At 40.1% G+C, this 20,658-nt stretch carries 20 protein-coding genes; all 20 read right to left on the bottom strand.

Annotation, left to right across the window (positions count from 1 at the left end):
* Positions 1–132 precede the first annotated feature (132 nt).
* The 20 genes from pssA to FZ945_RS05910 all read right to left on the bottom strand — a co-directional run bounded on the left by pssA (position 133) and on the right by FZ945_RS05910 (position 20,618).
* Entirely contained in the window at positions 133–864 is a 732-nt protein-coding gene (gene pssA, locus FZ945_RS06005) for a CDP-diacylglycerol--serine O-phosphatidyltransferase (protein WP_148803253.1), read from the bottom strand.
* Position 865: 1 nt separating this feature from the next.
* Positions 866–1,483 carry a phosphatidylserine decarboxylase gene (locus FZ945_RS06000; RefSeq protein WP_148803251.1) on the bottom strand — a complete coding sequence of 206 codons (618 nt, stop codon included), beginning with the start codon at positions 1,481–1,483 and terminating at the stop codon, positions 866–868.
* Between the two features lies 1 nt (position 1,484).
* Positions 1,485–3,410, bottom strand: a complete 1,926-nt coding sequence (gene ftsH / locus FZ945_RS05995; RefSeq protein ID WP_148803249.1) for an ATP-dependent zinc metalloprotease FtsH — start codon at positions 3,408–3,410, stop codon at positions 1,485–1,487.
* Entirely contained in the window at positions 3,403–4,236 is an 834-nt protein-coding gene (locus FZ945_RS05990; protein ID WP_148803247.1) for a 50S ribosomal protein L11 methyltransferase, read from the bottom strand. The genes ftsH and FZ945_RS05990 overlap by 8 nt, the downstream gene beginning before the upstream one ends.
* Positions 4,236–4,601 (bottom strand): chemotaxis response regulator CheY, encoded by a 366-nt coding sequence (locus tag FZ945_RS05985; protein ID WP_002939933.1) that lies wholly within the window; start codon positions 4,599–4,601, stop codon positions 4,236–4,238. Before FZ945_RS05985 ends, FZ945_RS05990 begins: the two co-directional genes overlap by 1 nt.
* A 63-nt stretch (positions 4,602–4,664) precedes the next feature.
* Positions 4,665–5,375: a 1-(5-phosphoribosyl)-5-[(5-phosphoribosylamino)methylideneamino]imidazole-4-carboxamide isomerase gene (gene hisA, locus FZ945_RS05980; protein WP_148803339.1), complete on the bottom strand. Its 711-nt coding sequence runs from the start codon at positions 5,373–5,375 to the stop codon at positions 4,665–4,667.
* Complete coding sequence (gene hisH / locus FZ945_RS05975; RefSeq protein ID WP_148803245.1) at positions 5,375–5,986, bottom strand: imidazole glycerol phosphate synthase subunit HisH; 612 nt, start codon at positions 5,984–5,986, stop codon at positions 5,375–5,377. The genes hisA and hisH overlap by 1 nt, the downstream gene beginning before the upstream one ends.
* Positions 5,983–6,879 (bottom strand): PDC sensor domain-containing protein, encoded by an 897-nt coding sequence (locus FZ945_RS05970; protein WP_009294679.1) that lies wholly within the window; start codon positions 6,877–6,879, stop codon positions 5,983–5,985. The genes hisH and FZ945_RS05970 overlap by 4 nt, the downstream gene beginning before the upstream one ends.
* A gap of 2 nt (positions 6,880–6,881) precedes the next feature.
* Complete coding sequence (pglF, locus tag FZ945_RS05965; RefSeq protein WP_148803244.1) at positions 6,882–8,663, bottom strand: UDP-N-acetylglucosamine 4,6-dehydratase (configuration-retaining); 1,782 nt, start codon at positions 8,661–8,663, stop codon at positions 6,882–6,884.
* Positions 8,664–9,755: a UDP-N-acetylbacillosamine transaminase gene (pglE, locus tag FZ945_RS05960; protein WP_148803242.1), complete on the bottom strand. Its 1,092-nt coding sequence runs from the start codon at positions 9,753–9,755 to the stop codon at positions 8,664–8,666. It abuts the gene before it with no gap.
* 49 nt (positions 9,756–9,804) lie between these two features.
* Positions 9,805–10,395, bottom strand: a complete 591-nt coding sequence (pglD, locus tag FZ945_RS05955) for a UDP-N-acetylbacillosamine N-acetyltransferase (protein ID WP_148803240.1) — start codon at positions 10,393–10,395, stop codon at positions 9,805–9,807.
* Positions 10,382–10,987, bottom strand: a complete 606-nt coding sequence (gene pglC, locus FZ945_RS05950) for an undecaprenyl phosphate N,N'-diacetylbacillosamine 1-phosphate transferase (RefSeq protein ID WP_148803238.1) — start codon at positions 10,985–10,987, stop codon at positions 10,382–10,384. The genes pglD and pglC overlap by 14 nt, the downstream gene beginning before the upstream one ends.
* Complete coding sequence (gene pglA, locus FZ945_RS05945; protein WP_148803236.1) at positions 10,980–12,095, bottom strand: N,N'-diacetylbacillosaminyl-diphospho-undecaprenol alpha-1,3-N-acetylgalactosaminyltransferase; 1,116 nt, start codon at positions 12,093–12,095, stop codon at positions 10,980–10,982. The genes pglC and pglA overlap by 8 nt, the downstream gene beginning before the upstream one ends.
* Positions 12,096–12,097: 2 nt before the next feature.
* Positions 12,098–14,197, bottom strand: coding sequence for an STT3 domain-containing protein (locus tag FZ945_RS05940; protein WP_148803234.1), 2,100 nt, complete (start codon positions 14,195–14,197; stop codon positions 12,098–12,100).
* The gene (gene pglJ, locus FZ945_RS05935) at positions 14,190–15,314 is read right to left on the bottom strand and encodes an N-acetylgalactosamine-N,N'-diacetylbacillosaminyl-diphospho-undecaprenol 4-alpha-N-acetylgalactosaminyltransferase (RefSeq protein WP_148803232.1); all 1,125 of its coding nucleotides are present in this window, start codon (positions 15,312–15,314) and stop codon (positions 14,190–14,192) included. The genes FZ945_RS05940 and pglJ overlap by 8 nt, the downstream gene beginning before the upstream one ends.
* Positions 15,311–16,354, bottom strand: coding sequence for a glycosyltransferase (locus tag FZ945_RS05930; protein WP_148803231.1), 1,044 nt, complete (start codon positions 16,352–16,354; stop codon positions 15,311–15,313). The genes pglJ and FZ945_RS05930 overlap by 4 nt, the downstream gene beginning before the upstream one ends.
* Positions 16,351–17,409: a glycosyltransferase gene (locus tag FZ945_RS05925; RefSeq protein WP_148803229.1), complete on the bottom strand. Its 1,059-nt coding sequence runs from the start codon at positions 17,407–17,409 to the stop codon at positions 16,351–16,353. Before FZ945_RS05925 ends, FZ945_RS05930 begins: the two co-directional genes overlap by 4 nt.
* Positions 17,406–18,338: a glycosyltransferase family 2 protein gene (locus FZ945_RS05920; protein ID WP_148803227.1), complete on the bottom strand. Its 933-nt coding sequence runs from the start codon at positions 18,336–18,338 to the stop codon at positions 17,406–17,408. Before FZ945_RS05920 ends, FZ945_RS05925 begins: the two co-directional genes overlap by 4 nt.
* Entirely contained in the window at positions 18,339–19,100 is a 762-nt protein-coding gene (locus FZ945_RS05915) for a glycosyltransferase family 25 protein (RefSeq protein ID WP_148803225.1), read from the bottom strand. It abuts the gene before it with no gap.
* Positions 19,101–20,618 carry an MATE family efflux transporter gene (locus FZ945_RS05910; RefSeq protein ID WP_148803223.1) on the bottom strand — a complete coding sequence of 506 codons (1,518 nt, stop codon included), beginning with the start codon at positions 20,616–20,618 and terminating at the stop codon, positions 19,101–19,103. It lies immediately after the preceding gene.
* Between the last annotated feature and the right edge of the window lie 40 nt (positions 20,619–20,658).

Genomic DNA, 20,658 nt, shown 5'->3' with positions numbered 1-20,658 from the left:
CTTTTATTATTTTTTATATTTAAATTTAATGAGTTAAGTAAAGAAGAATTTGCTACCTAAGTAGCAGCAGTAGAGAGTTTTTGATTTCGATTTTTGGTAAAAATTTACGCGATTTTATTATGCCGTTTTCGCTCATTCACTCTCCTTTTTTTTATGATTTTTGCTAAACATTATAGCCGCTCTAATAATACCATAAAGCATATAAACACTCATCAAAAATGTCGCACTCTCATAAGGATATAGATAAAGCATAGAAAATACAACTACGAGCGCTACTAAAATTCTTATAACATGAGTTTGTTTTAAGTTCATCTTTTTAAAGCTTGGATAGCGGATATTACTAACCATCAAGATAGCTAAAACCGCTTCAAGTAGTATCAAGCACCACTCAAAGCCATATAAAAACTCATACTTTAAATAAACTCCAACCCAAAGCACTCCAATGATAGCTGCTGATGGTATAGGAAGTCCGATAAAAACATTTGGCTCGTATGTGCCGGTGGTGACGTTAAAACGAGCAAGTCTAATAGCTCCAAAGACTACAAACATAGCTGCTATTAGTGCACCAAATCTGCCAAATTTTGCGCCAACCGTTAGATAAAACAAGATCGCCGGAGCCACACCAAATGCTACAAGGTCTGCAAGGCTATCAAACTCTACTCCAAATTTGCTTGTAGTCTTTGTAAGTCTTGCCACGCGTCCATCAAGTCCGTCTAAAATCAGTGAAAGAATGATGTAAATAATAGCTTTAAAATAGTTTCCCTGAATAGATGAAATAATGCTTATAACGCCCAAAAAAGCGCTTGCTGCGGTAAATAAATTTGGCAAGATATACATTAACTGCATTTTTTGTAAGCTATTCATTTTATTTTTCCTCTTCAAAGTATCCAAGAAGTGAAGCAGCTTTAACGCTCTCGCCAACACTTACACAAATTTTAGTATCTCTTGGCAAGTATAAGATCACTTCGCCGCTTCCTAAAAAGCCAAATTTTCTAGAGGCTTTTAGGCTGGTAATGTTATAAATTTCCAAACTTCTACTAAAAACTCCAGCTATGATCTTCATAGCAAATTTGATATTTCCTTTTTCAAAACGAATTATCGCTCTTTCATTTAGCATCTCTGAAATTTTCATAGCCTGGCATAAAAAGAGCCCATGCCTTTTTTTAACTTCAGTGACGTTAGCATCGCTTATAGCTCTTAGCGTACCTACGCCAAAAAATGGCTTTGAGATAACTATCTTAGCTACCTCTTTATCATCAAAATTTGAAACGCTGATCTCTTTTATCTTACCATCTATGGGCGAAAGTAAGGCTAGTTTATCATCAGTAAAAGGCTCTCTTTCAGGGTCTCTAAAAAAATATAGAGTTAAAATAAGTAACGCTAGAAAAAATAGTGGCACAAACCCAAATAACACAGATATAACAAATAAAATCAAAAAGAATAATATAAATTTATACCCTGCTTTAGCGATGTAACCACTCATTTTATTCCTCTTTTTTGCCTTTTTCCTCTTCTTCAAGCTCTACAAGCCTGCTTTCAAGACCATTCTCTTCTTCGTAGTTTTTGATGATCTCTCTAACTCGTTTTCCCTCGATAGTCTCTTCTTCATAAAGCGCTGAGACCATGTTTTCAATGGCACCTTTATAAATTTCAAGAAGACCAAGCACAGCCGTATATCTCTCATGAAGAAGTGCTTTTACAAACTCATCGACCTTTTCAGCCATCTTGTCACTATAGTCTTTTATGCTTTGTCCGCCATTTAAAAATGTTGCGCGTTGCTTTTCAAGCACCATAAGACCAGCAACATCGCTCATACCATACATACTAACCATAGCTTTTATGATATCAGTTGCACGCTCTAGGTCATTACTAGCTCCAGTTGATATCTCTTTTATAAAGACCTCTTCAGCAGCCCTACCAGCCAAAAGAACATCCACTTCTGCAAGCAACTCATGCTTTTGCATCATAAATTTATTCTCTTCAGGTGTATTTAGCGTATAGCCAAGCGCTGCAAGACCACGTGGCACGACTGAGACTTTTGTCACTCTTTTTGCACCTTTTGTTAGCTCAGCTACCAAGGCATGGCCGCTTTCATGGTAAGTGACTATCTTCTTCTCTTTTGGATTTACGCGGCGTGATTTTTTCTCTAAGCCAGCTATCGATCTCTCGACAGCCTCCACTAGATCAGCCTGCTCAACAAAAGTCTTTGACTTACGTCCTGCAAGAAGAGCTGCCTCATTTATGATATTTTCAAGATCAGCCCCTGCTAAACCTGTAGTAAGCCTTGCTATATCTTCGATATTAACGTCTTTACCGATCTTTACATCTTTCATATGAACTTTTAAAATGTCGCAACGTCCCTTAAAATCAGGCTTATCAACAAGCACTTGCCTATCAAATCTACCAGGTCTTAAAAGCGCAGCATCCAAAACCTCAGGTCTGTTTGTAGCTGCTATAACAATAACTGGTGACTTATCCGCATCAAAGCCGTCCATCTCAGAAAGAAGCTGATTTAGCGTCTGCTCTCTCTCATCATTTCCTCCCATTGGACCAGAATTTCTGCTCTTACCGATCGCATCGATCTCATCTATAAAAACGATCGCTGGAGCCTCTTTTTTTGCATTTTCAAAAAGATCTCTAACTCTACTTGCACCAACGCCAACAAACATCTCAATGAAGCTTGATGCCGACATAGAGAAAAATGGTACGCTAGCCTCGCCTGCAACTGCCCTTGCAAGAAGTGTTTTACCAGTACCTGGAGGGCCAACTAGCAAAATACCTTTTGGGATTTTTGCGCCAAGTCTTAGGTATTTATCTGGGCTCTTTAGATAGTCAACTATCTCTTGAACCTCTTCTTTTGCCTCTTCAACACCTGCAACATCGTCAAATTTAACTTTTGGTTTTTCAGAATTTATAAGCTTTTTCGCACTTCCTATGCCAAGTATGCCACCGCCGATATTCTTTTGCATACGACTAGCGATAAACATCCAAATAGCAAAAAATATAAATACCGGTATGATCCATGAAAATATAAGATCTCCAAACCAGTTATTTTCGCTATAAACACTGTAAGTTATGCCGTTTTGCTCAAGTATGCCAATGAGCGTTGGATCATTTATGCGCTTTGCGAGGTAGATGGTTTTGTTATTACCAACGCCTTTTATCGTGGTTTCAGATATCGCAACTTCATTTAATTGCTTATTCTTTAGCATATCCTTAAATTCAGAATAAGCTATCATCTTGCTTTGAGCGTTGCTACCAAGCCCAAAAGTACCGCCTAGTCCGTCGCCGCTAAAGCTTCTAAAAGCTAGAACTATAACTATCGCAAAAATAGCAAAGATAAAGATGGGATTTTTGTTAAAAAACCCGTTATTATCGCCATTATTTTGGTTATTATTTTGATTATTCATCCATTTCCTTATAAACAAAGCTAACCCAATCATTAGCCTGTTTTATCTCAACTAGCTCCAAATCCTTAAACGTATCTTTAATCCTATCTTCGTATTTGTTCAAAATTCCAGACAATACTAAATAGCCGCCTTTTTTAAGCGATTTTTTCAAGTCATTTGAGAGCATAAAAATGACATCAGCAATGATATTTGCTACAACGATATCATATTTTTGCTCTAAATTTGCAATAGATCCTGTCCAAATTTTATTAAATTTAACCTCATTTAGCTGGGCATTACTAAGCGAGCTTTGCGTGGCCTGCTCGTCTGTATCGCAGGCATCGACCTTGCAGCCAAGCTTTGCTAAAGCGATGCTTAATATCCCGCTTCCACATCCCACATCTAAAGCACTATCGCCACTTTTTGCATATTTTTGTAAAAGTTGCAAGCAAGAATTTGTGCTTTCATGATGCCCTGAGCCAAAGGCTAGAGCTGGGTCGATTATGATATTTGTTACGCCATTAAGTGGCTCTTCCCAGCTAGGTCTAATATAAATTTTATCAACCAAAATAGGCTTAACTGCCTTTTTATATTCACCTAGCCAGTCTTTATTTTCTTTTAAATTAAGAGAAATTTTTAAATCATTTGGAATTTTACGAACGCTAGAGAGCCCTTTTACATACTCTTCGACACCCAAAGCTATATCTTTTAGATCATACTCTTCCCTGATGATGATCTCATGATCTAGCTCTTCTACACAGGTGACCCCAAAAGAAAAAACTAACTCTAAAATTTCATCATAAAAATTTGATGTTTTGATGCTTAATTCGTAAAATTTATCTTTCATTAACCAAGAACGTCTTCAAGCTTCTCTTTTAAAACTTGTGGCGTAAAAGGTTTTACGATGTAGTTATTAACACCTGCTTTTAAAGCTGTTATAACCTCGGCTTTTCCGCCCTCTGTTGTTACCATTATGATAGGCATATCAACATATTTTTGCTCAGCTCTTACTTTTTTAACAAGCTCAAGACCGTTCATCTCAGGCATGTTCCAGTCAGTAATAAGAACCTCAATACCCTCGTTTTGCGTCAAGATATTCCAAGCTTCAAGCCCATGCTCAGCCTCGAGAATTTCTTGATGTCCTAACCTTTGCAAAGTATTTTTTATGATCCTTCTCATTGTTGAGCTGTCATCTACAACCAAAATCTTCACATAATATCCTTTTAGTAAAAATTGCCCTATTCTAGCTAATTAAAATTTATAAAAGCTTTAACGCTAGCCAACTTGTTTGAAAGCATCTTTTAAATCAAGTCGTCCCTCATAGTAAGCTTTACCAACGATCACACCAGCTATCTCATTTGTCTCTTTAAGTGCTAAAATGTCGTTCATATCGCTCACACCGCCACTTGCTATGGTTTCAAGTTTGCTGCTTCTAGCTATTTGCAAGCTAAAATCAACATTAACTCCGCCAAGCATTCCATCTTTGTTAATATCGGTGCAAATCACAGCTTCTACACCCACATCTGCAAATTTTTTTGCAAGATCGACTGCTTTTATGTTTGAAACCTCGCCCCAGCCTTGCACTGCCACATAGCCATCTTTGGCATCTATGCCAACTACAACCCTGTAAATTCCAGCCATTTTTGCTGTAAATTCTGGATCACGAAGAGCAACTGAGCCAAGGATCACTCTGCTAACTCCAAGGTCTAAATAGCGCTTTATTCGCTCTTCATCTCTTATGCCGCCACCAACTTGCACCTTTAAATTTGTAGCTTTTACTATCTTTTCGATCGTGTTAAAATTTATAGCTTCTCCTGCAAATGCTCCGTCAAGATCGACCACATGCAGCCATTTTGCGCCATAGCCTTCAAACCTCTTAGCAAGCTCACTCGGCTCACTGCTATAAATTTTAGCACTTTGCATGAGCCCTTTGCTAAGCCTAACTGCTTGCCCCTCTTTTAGATCTATCGCTGGGAAAATTTCCATCACAACCTCGCAAAATTTTCTAAAATTTTAAGCCCAACCTCGTGACTTTTTTCTGGATGTGGCTGAAAGCCAAAGAGATTTTCATGCTGAACCGCGCTTGTAAATTCATAGCCATAGCCCGTCTTTGCAAGCGCAAATTTATCATCACAAACCACGTGGTAGCTATGCACAAAATATAAATATTCAAGCTCTTTTAGCCCTAAATTTAAAGGGCCATTTTGTTTAAAGCTAAGCGTGTTCCAGCCAACGTGTGGGATCTTTAGCGGCTTATCAAATTTAGCTTCATCAAATTTAACAACCTCTCCTGGCAAAAGAGAAAGCCCCTCATGCTCGCCAAATTCGGAGCTTTTTTCAAATAAAAGCTGCATGCCAAGACAAATTCCCATAAAGGCTTTTCCGCTTTTTACAGCCTCTTTTATAGCTTCATCCATGCCGTTCATCTTTAGCTTTTTCATCGCCTCACCAAAAGCTCCAACGCCTGGCAAAACGATGTGAGAGTGCTCTTTTAAACTCTCAGGCTCACTTAGCAAAACGCACTCATGCCCAAGAAATTTAAAAGCATTTATCACGCTTTTGATGTTACCCGCGCCATAATCAATAATAGCAATCATCTGTTCTCTTGTCTTTTTACGCTAAAGAGATAAAAGCTAAGTGCCGCCATTAGCATAGCCACACCGCCTATTAGATAGATAGCGTTTATGATATTTTCAGGTGCAGTGATGGCAAATTTAAACACAAGCATAAGCGCTTCGATGGCAAGTGCGATGATGATAGAGCCGATAAATCTAACCATCGTCTTATAAATAACGCTATTTTCCTCGTGATTTTTACCTAACACCTCTTCTTCAAATATCGTCTTAACAAGGTCAAAAATGGCAAGAGCTAGCGTTAAAATAATGGTTGATTCAAAAATTTCTTCGACATTTATATGTTCGATACTCTTTGAGATAAAGCTCTTTACGCCGTGCCAAAACAAAAACGCACAGATCATAAAAAGCGATGCACAAAATAGTGCATAAACTGTCTTTAAAAATCTACCAAAATGCTCCTCGACAAAGCCGCTATCGACCATATTTAGGATATTTTCTAGGCTTATGTCGATGCAGGCAATAAATTTAAGCTCATTTTTTTCATTATAGATAGGCACGCTTGCTGTGACGCACAAACCTCCATTTAGACTTGATGGATATGGATCGCTTAAAACGCACCTTTTCTCGCGCACAGCGGTGTAGTAGTAGGCTTTGTTTGCGCGGTTTTCGCCTTTTGGAATTTTATACTTTTCATTTAGGCTGATCGAGTCTTCGATCTGTATGCCATTTTCGTCTAAAATGTATAGTGCGTCAAAATTTTCTATCTCATGGCTGATCTTATCAAAGCCAGCTTTTATGTTTTCTAAGCACACTCCAGGCAGCCTGTTTGGCAAATTTCTACTAAATAAATAGCAGATATACGCCCTTGCCTTATATCTCGTGTCACTAAATCTCTTAATATCTTTTATAACCAAAACTAGCCTTTTAAATTTAATGCATGATTAAACTCTGGCACGATCACCTTAAGAGCAGGCGCTACCTCGTCATCTTCAAGCTGTAAAAGCCCATTTATCTGTGAATTTAAAAGAGTTAGATCGTATGGCTGTGAGTGTGTCACGAAGATCGACTCATACTTAGTTTGAACGTCATCTTTGTTGATAAGTAGCTCCTCATAAAGCTTCTCGCCAGGTCTAAGCCCCACAAATTCGATACCCAGATGCTCTTTGTTTGAAAGCAGAAGCATCTTTTTAGCAAGATCGACGATCTTAACTGGCTCGCCCATGTCAAGCACAAAAAGCTCTCCGCCTTTTGCGATAGAGGCTGCTTGAAGGACTAGCTGGCACGCTTCAGATGTAAGCATAAAATACCTTGTGATCTCTGGGTGCGTGACGCTTAAAGGCTTGTTTGCAGCGATCTGCGCCTTAAATTTAGGTATGACTGAGCCACTTGAGCCAAGAACATTACCAAAGCGCACACAAACTATCTCGCACACACCTGCTTCGTTTGAATTTAGCGCATAAAGCTCGCAAACACGCTTAGTTGTGCCCATTATGTTTGTTGGGCGCACTGCCTTGTCTGATGAGATCATGACAAATTTCTTAGCACCATATTTTTTCGAAAGATCGACTGCATTTTTTGTACCAAGGATGTTGTTTTCAACTGCTGAGCGAGGGTTTAGCTCGCAAAGTGGCACGTGTTTGTAAGCTGCTGCGTGGATAACGATCTCTGGTCTAAATTCTTCAAAAACCTCTTCAAAGTCTTTTAAATTTGTGATATTTACGAGCTTGCTAACAGTTCTTTTATCTCTTGTATCTTCGCCAATTTTATAAAGGTTAAACTCGCTGTGCTCAACCATTATAAGCTCACTTACGCCATATCTCAAGCACTGCTTACAAATTTCGCTTCCTATGCTGCCACCAGCTCCAGTAACAAGCACTCTTTTATCTTTTAAGAAATTTGAAATAGCCTCTGGATTAAGGTCTTTTGGCTTTCTAGCGAGCAGATCTTCGATCGAGATATCTTTGATCGGCTCATTTTCGATAAGCGAGAAGAGTTTCATATCTCTTATGCCATATCCAGTTAGCTCATCAACTAAAGCTTGAAGCTCGTCTTGATCGAGCGCAAGTGCGATGATAGCAGTCTTTGCGTCATAGTCTTTTATAAGGCTTGGTATATCTTTTTTATCTTGAACTAAAAATCCATCACAATATGTGCCAACAAGATCGCTTCTGCCATCTACCACGCCAACTGCATAGTAGTCAAGATAGCCCTGCTTTAAGCCACGTAAGACATGAAGTGCCTTTGAGGTCGCGCCTATAACGATACAAGGCTCGCCTTTGTGAGGTCTGTTTGAAAAGTCAAGCGCCATTCGTTTTGAAATTCTCAATATTCCAATAAATAAGCATGATATAAGCATATCTATCAAAATAACACTTCTTGGATACATTGCAAAAATGTCTTGTAATACAAAAAATAGTGGTGTAAATAAGATCGCCGCGCAAACGTGAGCTAGGAAAATTTTACGTGCCTCGTTTAAGCCAAAAAATCTCCATGGCACCTTGTAAATTTTAAATATCCACATGAAAAAGAGCTTAAATACGATCAAAAATCCAGCCGTTACAAAAAGTCCTTGCACGTAGATATCTGGAATGTCAGCGTTAAATCTTAAAAGATATGCTGCATATATCGAAAAAACAAATATAAAAACATCGCCAAGAAGGAAAAATACGAGCCTTTTTAACTTCGTTGCATGAAACATTTACGCATTTTCCTTGACTATTTTTATCACTCTTTCTTGTGTCTGCTCGCTCATATCGCTGCCGCTTGGCAAGCAAATTCCTCTTGAAAATAGATCTTCGCTATATCCATCAACAAAACTTAGCGCGCCTTTAAATACTGGCTGTAAGTGCATAGGCTTCCAAAGTGGGCGACTCTCGATGTTTGCATCAGCTAGTGCTTTTATAACATTTAAATGTGCGTCTTTTTTAGCAAAAACGCCAGTTGTGAGCCATCTGTTGCCACGAGAATTTGGTAGCTCTGGCATAAATTCTAAAATATCGCCAAGCTCTTTTTCATAAATTTCAAAGACTTTTCTCTTTTGCTCGACTCTTTTTTCCAAAACTTCCATCTGAGCCACGCCAATAGCGCCTAGGACGTTACTTAAACGGTAGTTGTAGCCGTAGTCTTTATGCTCGTAGTGAAGCAAAGGCTCTCTTGCTTGTGTGCTGTAAAATCTAGCTTTTTCTACAAATTCACTATCTCCAACTAGCATGCCGCCACCTGAAGTGGTGATGATCTTGTTGCCATTGAAGCTATATCCACCCATCACGCCAAATGTGCCAAGTGCCTTGCCACCGTAAAATCCGCCAAGTGCTTCAGCTGCATCTTCAACCAAAGCGATGCCCTCGTTTTGGCAAATTTCGCAAATTTCTTTCATCTTTGAAGCTTGGCCGTAAAGATGAGTGACGACTAGCGCTTTTGGCTTTTTAGGTAAATTTGAGATCGCTTTTTTAAGTAGCTCTGGGCTTAAATTCCAGCTCTCGTCGCAGTCGATGAAGACTGGAGTTGCCTTTTCATAAAGTATCGGCGAGACTGAAGCCATGAAAGTAAAGCTAGAAGCAAGCACAAGATCGCCATCTTTCACGCCAAGGACGCGAAGCGCTAGGTGAAGTGCCGCAGTTCCAGCGCATAGTGCAAGCGCATCTTTGGCTCCAGTATAAGCCTTTATGCTATCTTCAAATTTATTGACATATTCGCCAAGTGGCGCTATGTAGTTGCTTTCAAAAACTTTTTTTATATATTCCTGCTCTTTTCCACTCATATTTGGTGGAGATAAAAAAACCCTATCCATTTTCATACCTTTCGTGATTTTTTGGCGATTTTAGCACTTATTTTTAAATTTATATCTTAGTGCGCTCGCATGCAGGCACGCCATAAGCCTTTATGCCATCTTTTATATCTATAACGACCACGCTTCCAGCGCCAATGATGCAGTTTTTGCCGATGCTTATGCCTTGAATGATGCTTGAGCCAATGCCAACATGCGTAAATTCTCCCACGCTCACATTTCCAGCAAGGGCTGCATTTGGGCTGATGTGAGCAAATTTACCTATCACGCACTCATGCTCTATCACCGCGCCAGAGTTTATGATAGCGCCCTCTTTTATGCGAGCTTTTGCGTTTATCACGGCATTTGGCATGACAACCACACCTTTTTCTATCACGGCACTCCCGCTCACAACTGCACTTTTATGGATCAAATTTACTATCTCAAAGCCAACATCCTCTACCTTTTGGCTGATCTTTTGCCTAGTTTTATTATCGCCTATGGCTATTATGATGTCAGCTTTTTCTAGCTCTGGGCTAAATTTACGCTCACTAGCATCATCTAAAAAAACTATCTCATCATAGCCATTATTTCTAGCGATATCAGCGATCACAAGACCATGCCCACTTGCTCCGTAGATGTAAATTTTCTTAGTTTTTGCCATTAAATTTCTCCGTCGTCGCCTGCCCCTCTTTGCTGACACCACTTCGTTTTAGCACTTTTTCGATGGTCTGCAAGGCGATCTTTACATCAAGCATAAAGCTTAAATTTTGAGCATAATATACGTCGTATTCAAATTTTTTCTCCCAGCTTATGGCGTTTCTGCCATTTACCTGCGCTAGGCCTGTGATACCAGGGCGCACGTCGTGGCGATGCTTTTGCGTTTCGTTATAGATGGGTAGATACTCAACCAAAAGCGGTCTTGGTCCAATGAAGCTCATATCGCCCTTTAGCACGTTAAAGAGCTGTGGTAGTTCATCAAGGCTAAGAGAGCGGATCAGTTTGCCAAATTTACCAAGACGCTGTTCATCTGGCAAGAGCTCGCCATTTGCGTCACGCTCGTCGCTCATCGTCTTAAATTTATAAATTTTAAAAATTTTCTCATTTAGCCCTGGTCTTGCCTGCGTGAAAATAACATCGCGGCTTACTTTAAAATAGATAAAGATCGCCGTTGCTATGATGATGGGTGATGTTAAAATGAGCAAAAACAAAGCTCCCAAAATGTCAATCGTCCTCTTTAAAAAATTTCTATACATCTATAAATTTCCTATAAATTTCTATATATCTTTTTGCGATTTGCTTCTCGTCAAACTCGCTTACCGCCCAGTCCCTGCCATTTTGCCCAAGCTTAGCGCAAAGCTCCTCATCATCAAGCAAAATTTTGATTTTATCTGCTAAGTCATTTGCGTCTTTTACCTTGCATAAAAGTCCGTTGTAGCCCTCTTTTACAGCTTCATTGCAGCCTGTAACGTCACTTGCGACAACTGCTTTAGCCATACTCATCGCCTCTAAAACCGTTCTTGGAAAGCCCTCTTTATAACTTGGCAAAGCAAGTAAATAAGAAGCCTTTAAAAGCTGCGGGATGTCGTTTCTAGCGCCGAGATATCGCACTTTGCCACCTTTTAAAAAGCTCTCGTCCGCGGTTGATTTATTGCCAGCAAAGCCCTCGCCCACAAAGACAAATTCACAGTTTTTGTAGCCATTTAAAATTTCTGCTGCCTCGTAAAATTCACGAACGCCCTTGTGCCACATAGCTCTTGCGATCATTAAAATGACCTTTTTTTCACCAAGGTCAGCCGCCTGCGTGATAGCTGGGTCAAATTTAGCAGTATCGACGCCGACGCTTTTTATGCGGTACACCTTGCTTTTATCTATCAAATTTCTTGAGATCAGATAGTCTGAATCTGCGTCATTTACGAAGATACAAGCATCAGCCTTTGCAAAAGAGAGCTTATAAAGGCTCTCCATGACAAAACGCACAGCCTTTGTCTTAATATCATCATCGATATAAAAGCTACCAAGGCCTTCAACCAAATTTATCACGTGTTTTATGCCAGCATTTTTAGCGGCAAATGTGCCAAAGACATTTGACTTGTGAGCGCCAGTTTGCAGCAGGTCTAAATTTAGCTCACCTAAAATTTGAGATAGTTTTTTTGAGTTATTTATCACGGTTAGTGGATTTAGACTCGCCTTGTCAAGCTCGTAGGTGACGGTGTGAAAGCTTTTAGCAAGTTCATTAGTGAAATTTCCTTTTGGAGCGATAGCAAAAACTTCATGCCCCATATCTTTTAAAGCCTGCATAATAGGGCGTCTAAAAAAGTGTATGCTCATATCAGCGTGGCTTAAAAATCCTATCCTTGCCATCTCTACCTCTTTAGTTTATAAACTTTTGCCGCCCCGTCAAGTATGACTGGCTCAAAGACCTTTGGATCGTATCTTTCAAGCACGAAAAGCTGGATGTAGGCGCTATTTAAGATGCTCTCATCAAGGATGATAAATCTGCCATAATCCCTCATATAAATGACAGAAATATTTGACATTTCGTTATTTTTATACTCTTTTACATTTAGCTTGCCAGCCTCGTTGTAGTCGGTCTCTATAAAAGATCTTAGCGGTAAGACCTTGCCATCATAGATCAAACTTGTGACATCGCTTGTTAGTGTAAATCCACCACTTAGCCTGATGCCCTTTTCACTTTGCGAGATCGCTCTTGTGGTGACAAAAAGTCCGTTGTTTAAATTTTTACCGCTTTTTAGATCGATCTTGCTAAACTGCAAAATGGTTGGGAAAATACTAAGCATCCTATCTGGCAGGTAATAATATATCTCTCTGCTCTTTGCTGGCAGGCTAAAATTTGCCTCTTTTATCTCGCTAAAAAACTGATCAACGCTTAAATTTCTATCTTTTAAAATTTGAGCCAAGTTGCCATTAAAGTGCTCTTTGAAATTTCGCTCCGTATACTCCACATCAAGCCTTGCCATATTTGCCGAGCTCATCTCGTCGCTTCCAAGCGCAAAACTCACGGCAAAATTTTCACGTCCAAGGTGCTTTCCGCCGTCAATTAGCGTCTTAACATCGCTGTAATATCTAATCGGATATCCATAGTCCCACCACGCAAGTACGTAGTCCTCGCGTCCTGCGATGCTTTTTAGCTTGTTTAAAATTTCAACCTCTTTATTTACAAAGACTGGCTCAGCCTTGTAGCCATAGATGTGAATGAGTGCTGGAGCAAGCACAAGAGCCGCTATGAACGCTCTTATGAGATTTAAAACAGCCTCTTTTAGCTTTAAATTCTCAAGCACGAACTCTACTAAGTAGCCAAAGCCAAGCGCCATGATAGGCACGGCATAAATGGTAAATCTAAGGCCGCTTTTAAAGGCTAAAAAGCCAAGTGCGAGCATGCCAAGCGAGACAGCAAATGAGTGGTGTTTGTAGCAAAATAGCGCAACACCAACAAGCGAGATCAAAAATGTGATGACATTTGCGCTGATCCTCTCGCAAAATAGCGTAAAATCAACGACGCTTGACTCTTGGATAGTTTGATTGACATTAAAAAAGTGAAAGCTCATGCCGCCAACTTCAGGCGCGTCTCTAAAGACGTAAAATTTAAGTTGAAAGATTATAGGATTTAGCCCGCCACGGATGACAAAAACGACAAAGATAATTGCCAAAATGCCAAGAGCAATTTTTAAATTTATCACCTCTTTTTTAAATATACAAAGTGCGTAAATAGCGATAGCAGCGATAAATTTAAGAGTTAGATCAAGGTTTGAAATGGCAAGTAAAAGCAGTGAAATTTCAAGGTAAAAAAGTGGATTTTTCCTATCAAAAATGAGCGTGTAGAGTAAAAATAGTCCAGTTAAAATGCTAATAAGCGAAAAGGCGCTCATATACCACCACATATAGATAAGCACGCTTAAAGGTGCTATTATCAGGCTCTTTGCGTCCTTTTTTTCAAGCACTCTAACAAGCCCCCAAACGACAAAAACGCTAAGTGGGATGATGAGCATGTCAGTGTCGTAATATCCTGCCATAGTGCGGTTGTAGTAGCTATTTGCGATCACTGCAAGAAGTGCAGCGATGAAGCCAGCCATTTTTGCTTTGTATTCATTTGCGATCAAGATAACAGGCACAGCCACAAGCGACGAGAAAAAGACGCTCATATAAATCATCGCCGTCTCAAGCTTGACGCCTAGAAATTTCACGATCCAGTAAGTAAGTGTCGAAAGCGGATAGCCGTAGTAGCTAAGGTCGTTTTCTTGGTGAAAGCCAGCCAGCATGTCCCTTGCGCCCTCGGCAAATGCGTAGCCGTCGTTTGTGCTGATCATCAGCTCGTTGTTCCAGAAAAATACCGGATACTCGCTCGCCCAAAAGACCCAGTAAAGCCTGCAAACCATGCCAAAGATGACTGCGACAAATATCATAAGGTATAAAGAGTAATTTTTAAAAAACAAATTTCTATTCATTAGGATTTTCCAAAAAATTTATAAGCTCGCTCGCTATATTTTCACTATCAAAAAATTTAGCCCGATTATACGCAACATTTTCAAAATTTTGCCTTATCTTTGGCTCGTTAAGCACTTTTATCATCGCCTCTTTCATAGCATTTTCGTCATCAACAGGCACTAAGATGCCAAACTCACTCTCGCCCAAAAGCTCTTTTGCGCCGCTCTTATGCTCGGTCGAGATGATAGTTTTCTCACATGCTAGCGCTTCAAGCAAGACGTTTGAAAAGCCCTCAAAACGCGAGGCACAAAGCAAGCAAGAGGCGTTTTTTATATGCCTAAAAGGGTTTTTATCAGTGCCAAGAAGCTTTACTAGCTCGCCCACGCCAAATTTATCTATCAAATTTTGCAGCTCATCTTTTAAAGGCCCTTTGCCAAGGATGCCAAGCGTGGCGCGAGGGTCGTTAATCAAAGCTATTATTTTTATTAGCATGGCTTGATTTTTACCGCTATCAAGGCGACCTATGTTTATGAAAAATGGCTTAAAGTCGCTCTCAAGTGGCTCATCTTTTAGCAAATTTATAGTTTTTAGATCAAGGGCGTTATAAAGCACCTTTGTTTTTGCCTCGCTCATGCCAAAATTTCGCACCAGATCCTCTTTGTTGCCAGCTGCATTTGCAAGGATTAGATCAGCCTTTTTATAAAGATGAGTGAGTAAAAATTTATTAACCCTGCCGCTTAGATCGTCTTTATATAGGATCGATGGACAGCTTCGCTCGCTGATAACCAGCCTAGCCTTTAGCCCTAAAATCCTAGCAACCCCAGCGATGTAGCATGGGCGGTTCATCAGCACAAACTGCGTGTCGATGCCCAAATTTTGACAAAGATTTTTATATTTAAAGGCAAGCATTGGCATCGCTAAAAAGAGCCTTGCAAGCTTCTTTATCCCGCTCTCGTAAGGATCGCTATTTTCTATAAAGTGGATTTGCACCTCGCTTGGGATCTCGTAAGCGATGACCTTGCTCATTAAGATGAGATGAACTTCATAACGTTTGATCAAAAATGGCAGTAAATTTGCCACATTTCGCTCAGCCCCGCCAGGTCCCATCGAGTATAAAAAAACGGCTAATTTTTTCACTTGCTAACAACCTTTTTTATAAATTCTCGCCACTGCTTGATGATATTTTCTTTGCTAAATAAATTTGCACTTTCGCTGGCGTTTTTTGCTAGTTTTTGCCTTAAATTTTCATCTTTTAAAAGCATCTCAAGCTTCTCTTTTAGATCATCGCTATCACCATTTTTAAAGATAAGTCCGTCTGTGCCGTCATTTATAAGCTCTCTTGCACCCACAGTGTCGCTACTTAGTCTAGCGCAGCCAAAGGCACCTGATTCTATTAGCACATTTGAAAGCCCCTCGCTTCGTGAGCTAAGAGAGAAAATTTTAGCCTCGCTGTAAAGTTTTGTAACATCACTCATGTGACCTAGAAATTTGATATTAAGCCCTAAATTTGACGCCATTTGCTTTAGCTGCACTTCTTGCCTGCCACTGCCTGCGATCTTTATCTCCCAGCCATCAAGCAAGCTTTTATCTACCTTATTAAGCGCCTCAAAATAGATATCATAGCCCTTTACCGCCTCTAGCCTTGCCACGCTTAAGATGACGTTTTGCTTCTCGCAAATTTCAGGCACGTCGATAAAAAGTGGGTTGTGGATGACCTCGCGATTTTTGGCAAATTTATAGTAGTCGTAGTCGCTTTTACTTAGCACGCTTAAACCATCTACAAATTTATACGAAAAGTCACGCATAGTGCTTGCGACTTTACTTTTTAAGTAGCTATGCTCGTGGTGCTCGGTTGCTATTAGTTTGCTCTTTAGCCCAGCATTTGCCAGCACACAAGCGACGTTTGTCCAGTCGATAAAGCTAATTATGAGATCAGCTTTTTGCTCCTTAAAAAGCGCTCTAAGAGCGAGGATTTTTTTAAATTTTAAAGTCAGTCCTGAGCCACTCACATTAAGGTTTATGATATTTATTTTTTCACTAAATTTATAAAGTCCAAGATCCTCTTCAAGCAGGGCGATAGTGATCTCATTGTCTTTGCTAAGCTCATTTGCAAGCACGTTTAGCACGCGCTCTGCTCCGCCGTTTCTAAGTGCGGCGATGACAAAAAGAATTTTCACTTCACACCTCCAAGTCTTAAAAGTTCCAGCCATTTTTTATAAATTTGCTCCACGCTAAACTCATCAAGTCTAGCTCTTGCATTTTTAGCAAATTCGCCCATTTTTGCTTCATCTTGGATCAAATTTGCAAGCTTTTCACTCATCTGCCTAGCGTCATTTATCTCGCAAAGCAAGCCATCAAAACCATCTTTTATAAGCTCTTTTGCCCCGCTAGTCCTTGTCGCAACCCGCACGCAGTCATAGTTTATCGCCTCTATCAATGTGTTTCCAAGACCCTCGAAATTTGAGCAAGAGAGCAGCACCTTTGCCCTTTTATAAAGTGAGGCGATGTCGCTTACATTTCCTAAAAACTCCACATCAGCGCCCAAATTTTTAGCTAAACTTTCTAAATTTGCCCTCTCGCCTCCATCTCCAGCGACAACAAATTTATAGCCGCTTTGCTTTAAGCTTGCAGCCACTCTTACAAACATTTCGCAGTTTTTTATCTTATTTAGCCTGCCAACAAATATGATCAAATTTTCTTTAGAAAAGCTCTCGCTTCGTATCTCTTCAAAGAGTGGGTTGTAAATTTTCATCACATTTTTGCAAAATTTCGAGTAATAGCCAAGATCCTCGTCGCTTAAGACGCTAAGTGCGTTTGCAAATGGATAGCTAAGGCGTCTTAGCACCTTAAAAATGGCTCTTTTTGGCGCAAGGTAGTTTGTGTGCTCGCTTATGATAATAGGCGTTTTTAGACCAGCTGAGCTAAAGAGCACCAAGGTATTTACGGCGTCTAAAAAGGATATCACAGCGTCAAATTTGCCCTCTCTTATGAGCACTCTTAAAGCAAGCACCTTTAAAACTCTCTTTTTTAAATTTCCAACCAAGCCAAGCTCATCAGCCCCAACGCCCAAATTTATGAGCTTCACGCCACTTGCTAGCTCGTAAAATGGCTCATCTTTGTCAAATTTAACAAGGCTTACATCATGATCCATGCTAAATCTTGATGCGATCACCGCGCAAACTCGCTCCGCACCGCCACTTCTAAGCGTTGATGTGACAAATAATATCTTCATACGCCAAACCTTTGCTTGATCTTCACTCTAAGCTTTGAAAGTGCCGGTAAAAAGCCACTTGGAAGTGGGCTAAGTAGCAAAAAAATAAACGCTTCTTTACTAAATTTAATACTAAGACTCTTAAAGATACACCTTAGCATAAGGCCATATTCGCCTGCTATTTTGGCGTAGTAAGCGGCGTTTTTATACTGCAAGGCTAGAAATTTTGGCTCATTTTTTATAGCGATGTCGTAGTGCAAATTTGCTGTTTTTATATAGGCATTTGCGACGTTTAAAGCGTGCTTGCCGGCATTTAGCGTCACACTATCGCTTCTTGCGATACGGTAGATGTAAAGTGGCTTTTTAAGATAAAAGACATTTTTTTCAAAAAAGCGGATGTAAAGCTCATTTTCGCCGCCAAAACTGCTCTCATCAAATCTAAAGTCGTCTATAAATTCACGTGAAAAAAGCTTAAAATACTCGCCATTTATCCGCCCGCAGTGATAATCAACCTTGCTCATCGCCCCACTCTTGATATATGGGCTTCTACCAGCTATCATCTCGGTCATCACGCCATCTTTTTCGCAGATCGCATCTGCAAAGACGCACGAGTACTCGCCACTTTTTAAAATTTCATAGCACACAGCAATCGCCTCAGGCAAAAGCTCATCGTCATCGTCAAGCAAGCAGACAAACTCGCCTGTTGCGTTGTCAAAGCCGTTATTTTTATTACCATTTGGACTTTTTTTGTGAGTGGTGTTTTTTACAAATTTGATCCTTGCGTCGTTAAAACTCTTGCAAATTTCGCTTGCACTCTCGTCATCGCCGTCGTCAGTGACTATAATCTCTAGGTTTTTATAGCTTTGAGCTAGAGCGCTTTTTATGGCCTTTTGTAAAAGCTCTGGACGCTTATAAGTCGCGGTTACTATGCTAATTAATGGCTCGCTCATTTAGCCCCTTTTAAAAATTCTCTCATAGCCTTGAAGTTTTTCAAGCCGTGAGAAAAGTATAAATTTAAATGTTTTTATATAGGCCTTTAAATTTGCCTTGTATCCCCTCTCAAGACGCTCGCCCTCGATATTTGAGCCGCTAAGATCAGTTGGATGCGCAAAAAGATCACAAAAATACATCTGCATATCATTAACGCCTAGCAAATAGTCCCAAACATCGGTCGTACAAAGCGCATTTTTATGAATTTCAAGCAAATTTTTAGCACTTTTTTTGGTTAGCACATAAGCCCCTGCTCTATAAATGCTTGAAAACGAGTGCTTTGAGACCTGCCAAAGCGACCTACTTAGGCTAGTATCCACCTTTTTGCCAAAGGCGCTAAATCTGCCCTCCAGCCCATCTTGCATGCCACATATGAGCACGCTCTCTTCTGGTATCTTGCTAGCTGCTAAAAACGCCTCTTTTATCGCCTCATCATCTCCTATAACGTCGTCTTCAAAGATGAGTGCAAATTTCGCATCACTTGCCAAAAATGCCTCATAAGCTTTTACGTGCGAGAGCGAACAGCCGACCTCTGCTGGGCTTAAAACCTTGCCGTAAGCTTTAAATGATGGCGAAATGATCTTGTAGTATTCCCTTGCGTTTAGCTCCCTGCCATCAACTGCGTCTATTAGATTAAAGCTATCATAAGAGCTAAATTTCTGCTGCAAAAGCTCGCGCCTTTTAGCGTCTTTTGCCAAAGAGATCAGGTAAATTTCATCCATTTAAGACCTTTTAAATTTTTTTAAAATTTTACGCCAAACTATGCCTCGCTCGAAGGCATTAAAAAACAAAAAATATCCCAAAACATAAGCTGCGCCGGCGTATATCGCAGCAAAGATAGCAAATTTTAGCCAGTTATCTAGACTCACAAAGTCCTTGCAGGCAAACATCGCAAGCACGCAGAGCGCAAAAACGGCTAAATTTTTAAAATAAACCCCGTAAAATGTGGTGAGTTTCACCTCTAAATTTAAAGCAGCGTTTATGAGGTCAAAGCCAAGAATTCTTATGCTGTAAAAAACGGCTGCGACGATGACGATGCCATAAACGCCGTAGTCACTAAATTTAAGCAGTGTGATCTGCGCTATGATCGTGCTAACGCCAAGTATGGTGTTGGCAATGGCTGGTCGGCGAAGCTTGTTTGTCGCGCTATCAAGGTTAAAAAGCGAGAAAACAAAGCTTATAAAGACGATCGGCACTAGCGTTATCATCGAGACGTTGTATATAAATTTGACCTCGTCCGCACTTTTAAACGGCAGCCAAAGCGTGTAAAAATCCAGCCCAAAAACGACGAAAAATGCGGCTGGAGCGCTCATCACAAAGGCGATCACCTTCATTGAAAATTTAGCCTCGTTTATGAGGTCCGTGATCAAATTTTTAGAGTAAAGCTCAACAAATTTTGGTGCAAAGATACCGCTAAGCTGCGCCACAAAGCTCTCAAGTATGATAGGGGCGGCCTTGGCGACTGAAAGAAGACCCGTGGCGTTTGCATTGACAAAAATGTTGCAGATAAATAGGTCCATACCTGTTAAAAGTATGCGATTTAGCGCGTTAAAACTATTCCAAATGCCAGAGCTTAGAAGCTCTTTTATCTTTAAAAAGTCAAATTTACTAAGGCTAAATTTTAGCTCTGGCGTGATGCGAGCTGACATAAAAATGGTGCTAAAAAAGACAAAAAGGCTAGCAACTAGCGCTGAAATGGCGATGTATGAGATAAATGGCTTAAAAAAGAAAAATAGTGCGACGATAAGGGCTGCTAGGATCGCGCTTGAGATGGCGTTTCTGATGGAGAGTAGATAGAGCTTATTTGTCACGAAGGCACAGACCGTTAAAACGCCGTTAAATAGCCCAACGCAAAAATTTATAAAGTAAAAAACAAGGGTCATTCTCACGTCAAAGAGTAAATTTTCAGGGACGTTTAAAAAGCTTTGCAAATTTAGTATGAAAACAGAGCTAAGCACCACGACAACGGCGCAAAAGAAGATATTTACAACAAGCACTGATGAGTAGTAGGTGTTTGCAAGGCTTAGATCTTTTTTGTGCCACGCATGAGCGACAAAGCGCCCACTAACCGAGTTTATGGCTACACTTACGACCGCTGCGTAGCTAACGATGGCGTTGCTAAGGCCTACAAAGCCAAAAGCCTCGTTGCCAAGGCTCTTTAAGATAAATGGCGTAAGAAAGAAATTTATACCCATTGATACTACAAAAACGACGATCGAGCTTATTAGATTGATTAGCATTATATTTTAACCTTTGAAATTTAGCCCAAAAGCTAAATTT

Origin of the sequence: Campylobacter concisus (genome assembly GCF_902460535.1) — a bacterium.
GTDB classification, from domain to species: domain Bacteria; phylum Campylobacterota; class Campylobacteria; order Campylobacterales; family Campylobacteraceae; genus Campylobacter_A; species Campylobacter_A concisus_AS.
Note: the sequence above shows the minus strand (reverse complement) of the source record. Positions and strands in the feature narration are given on the sequence as shown.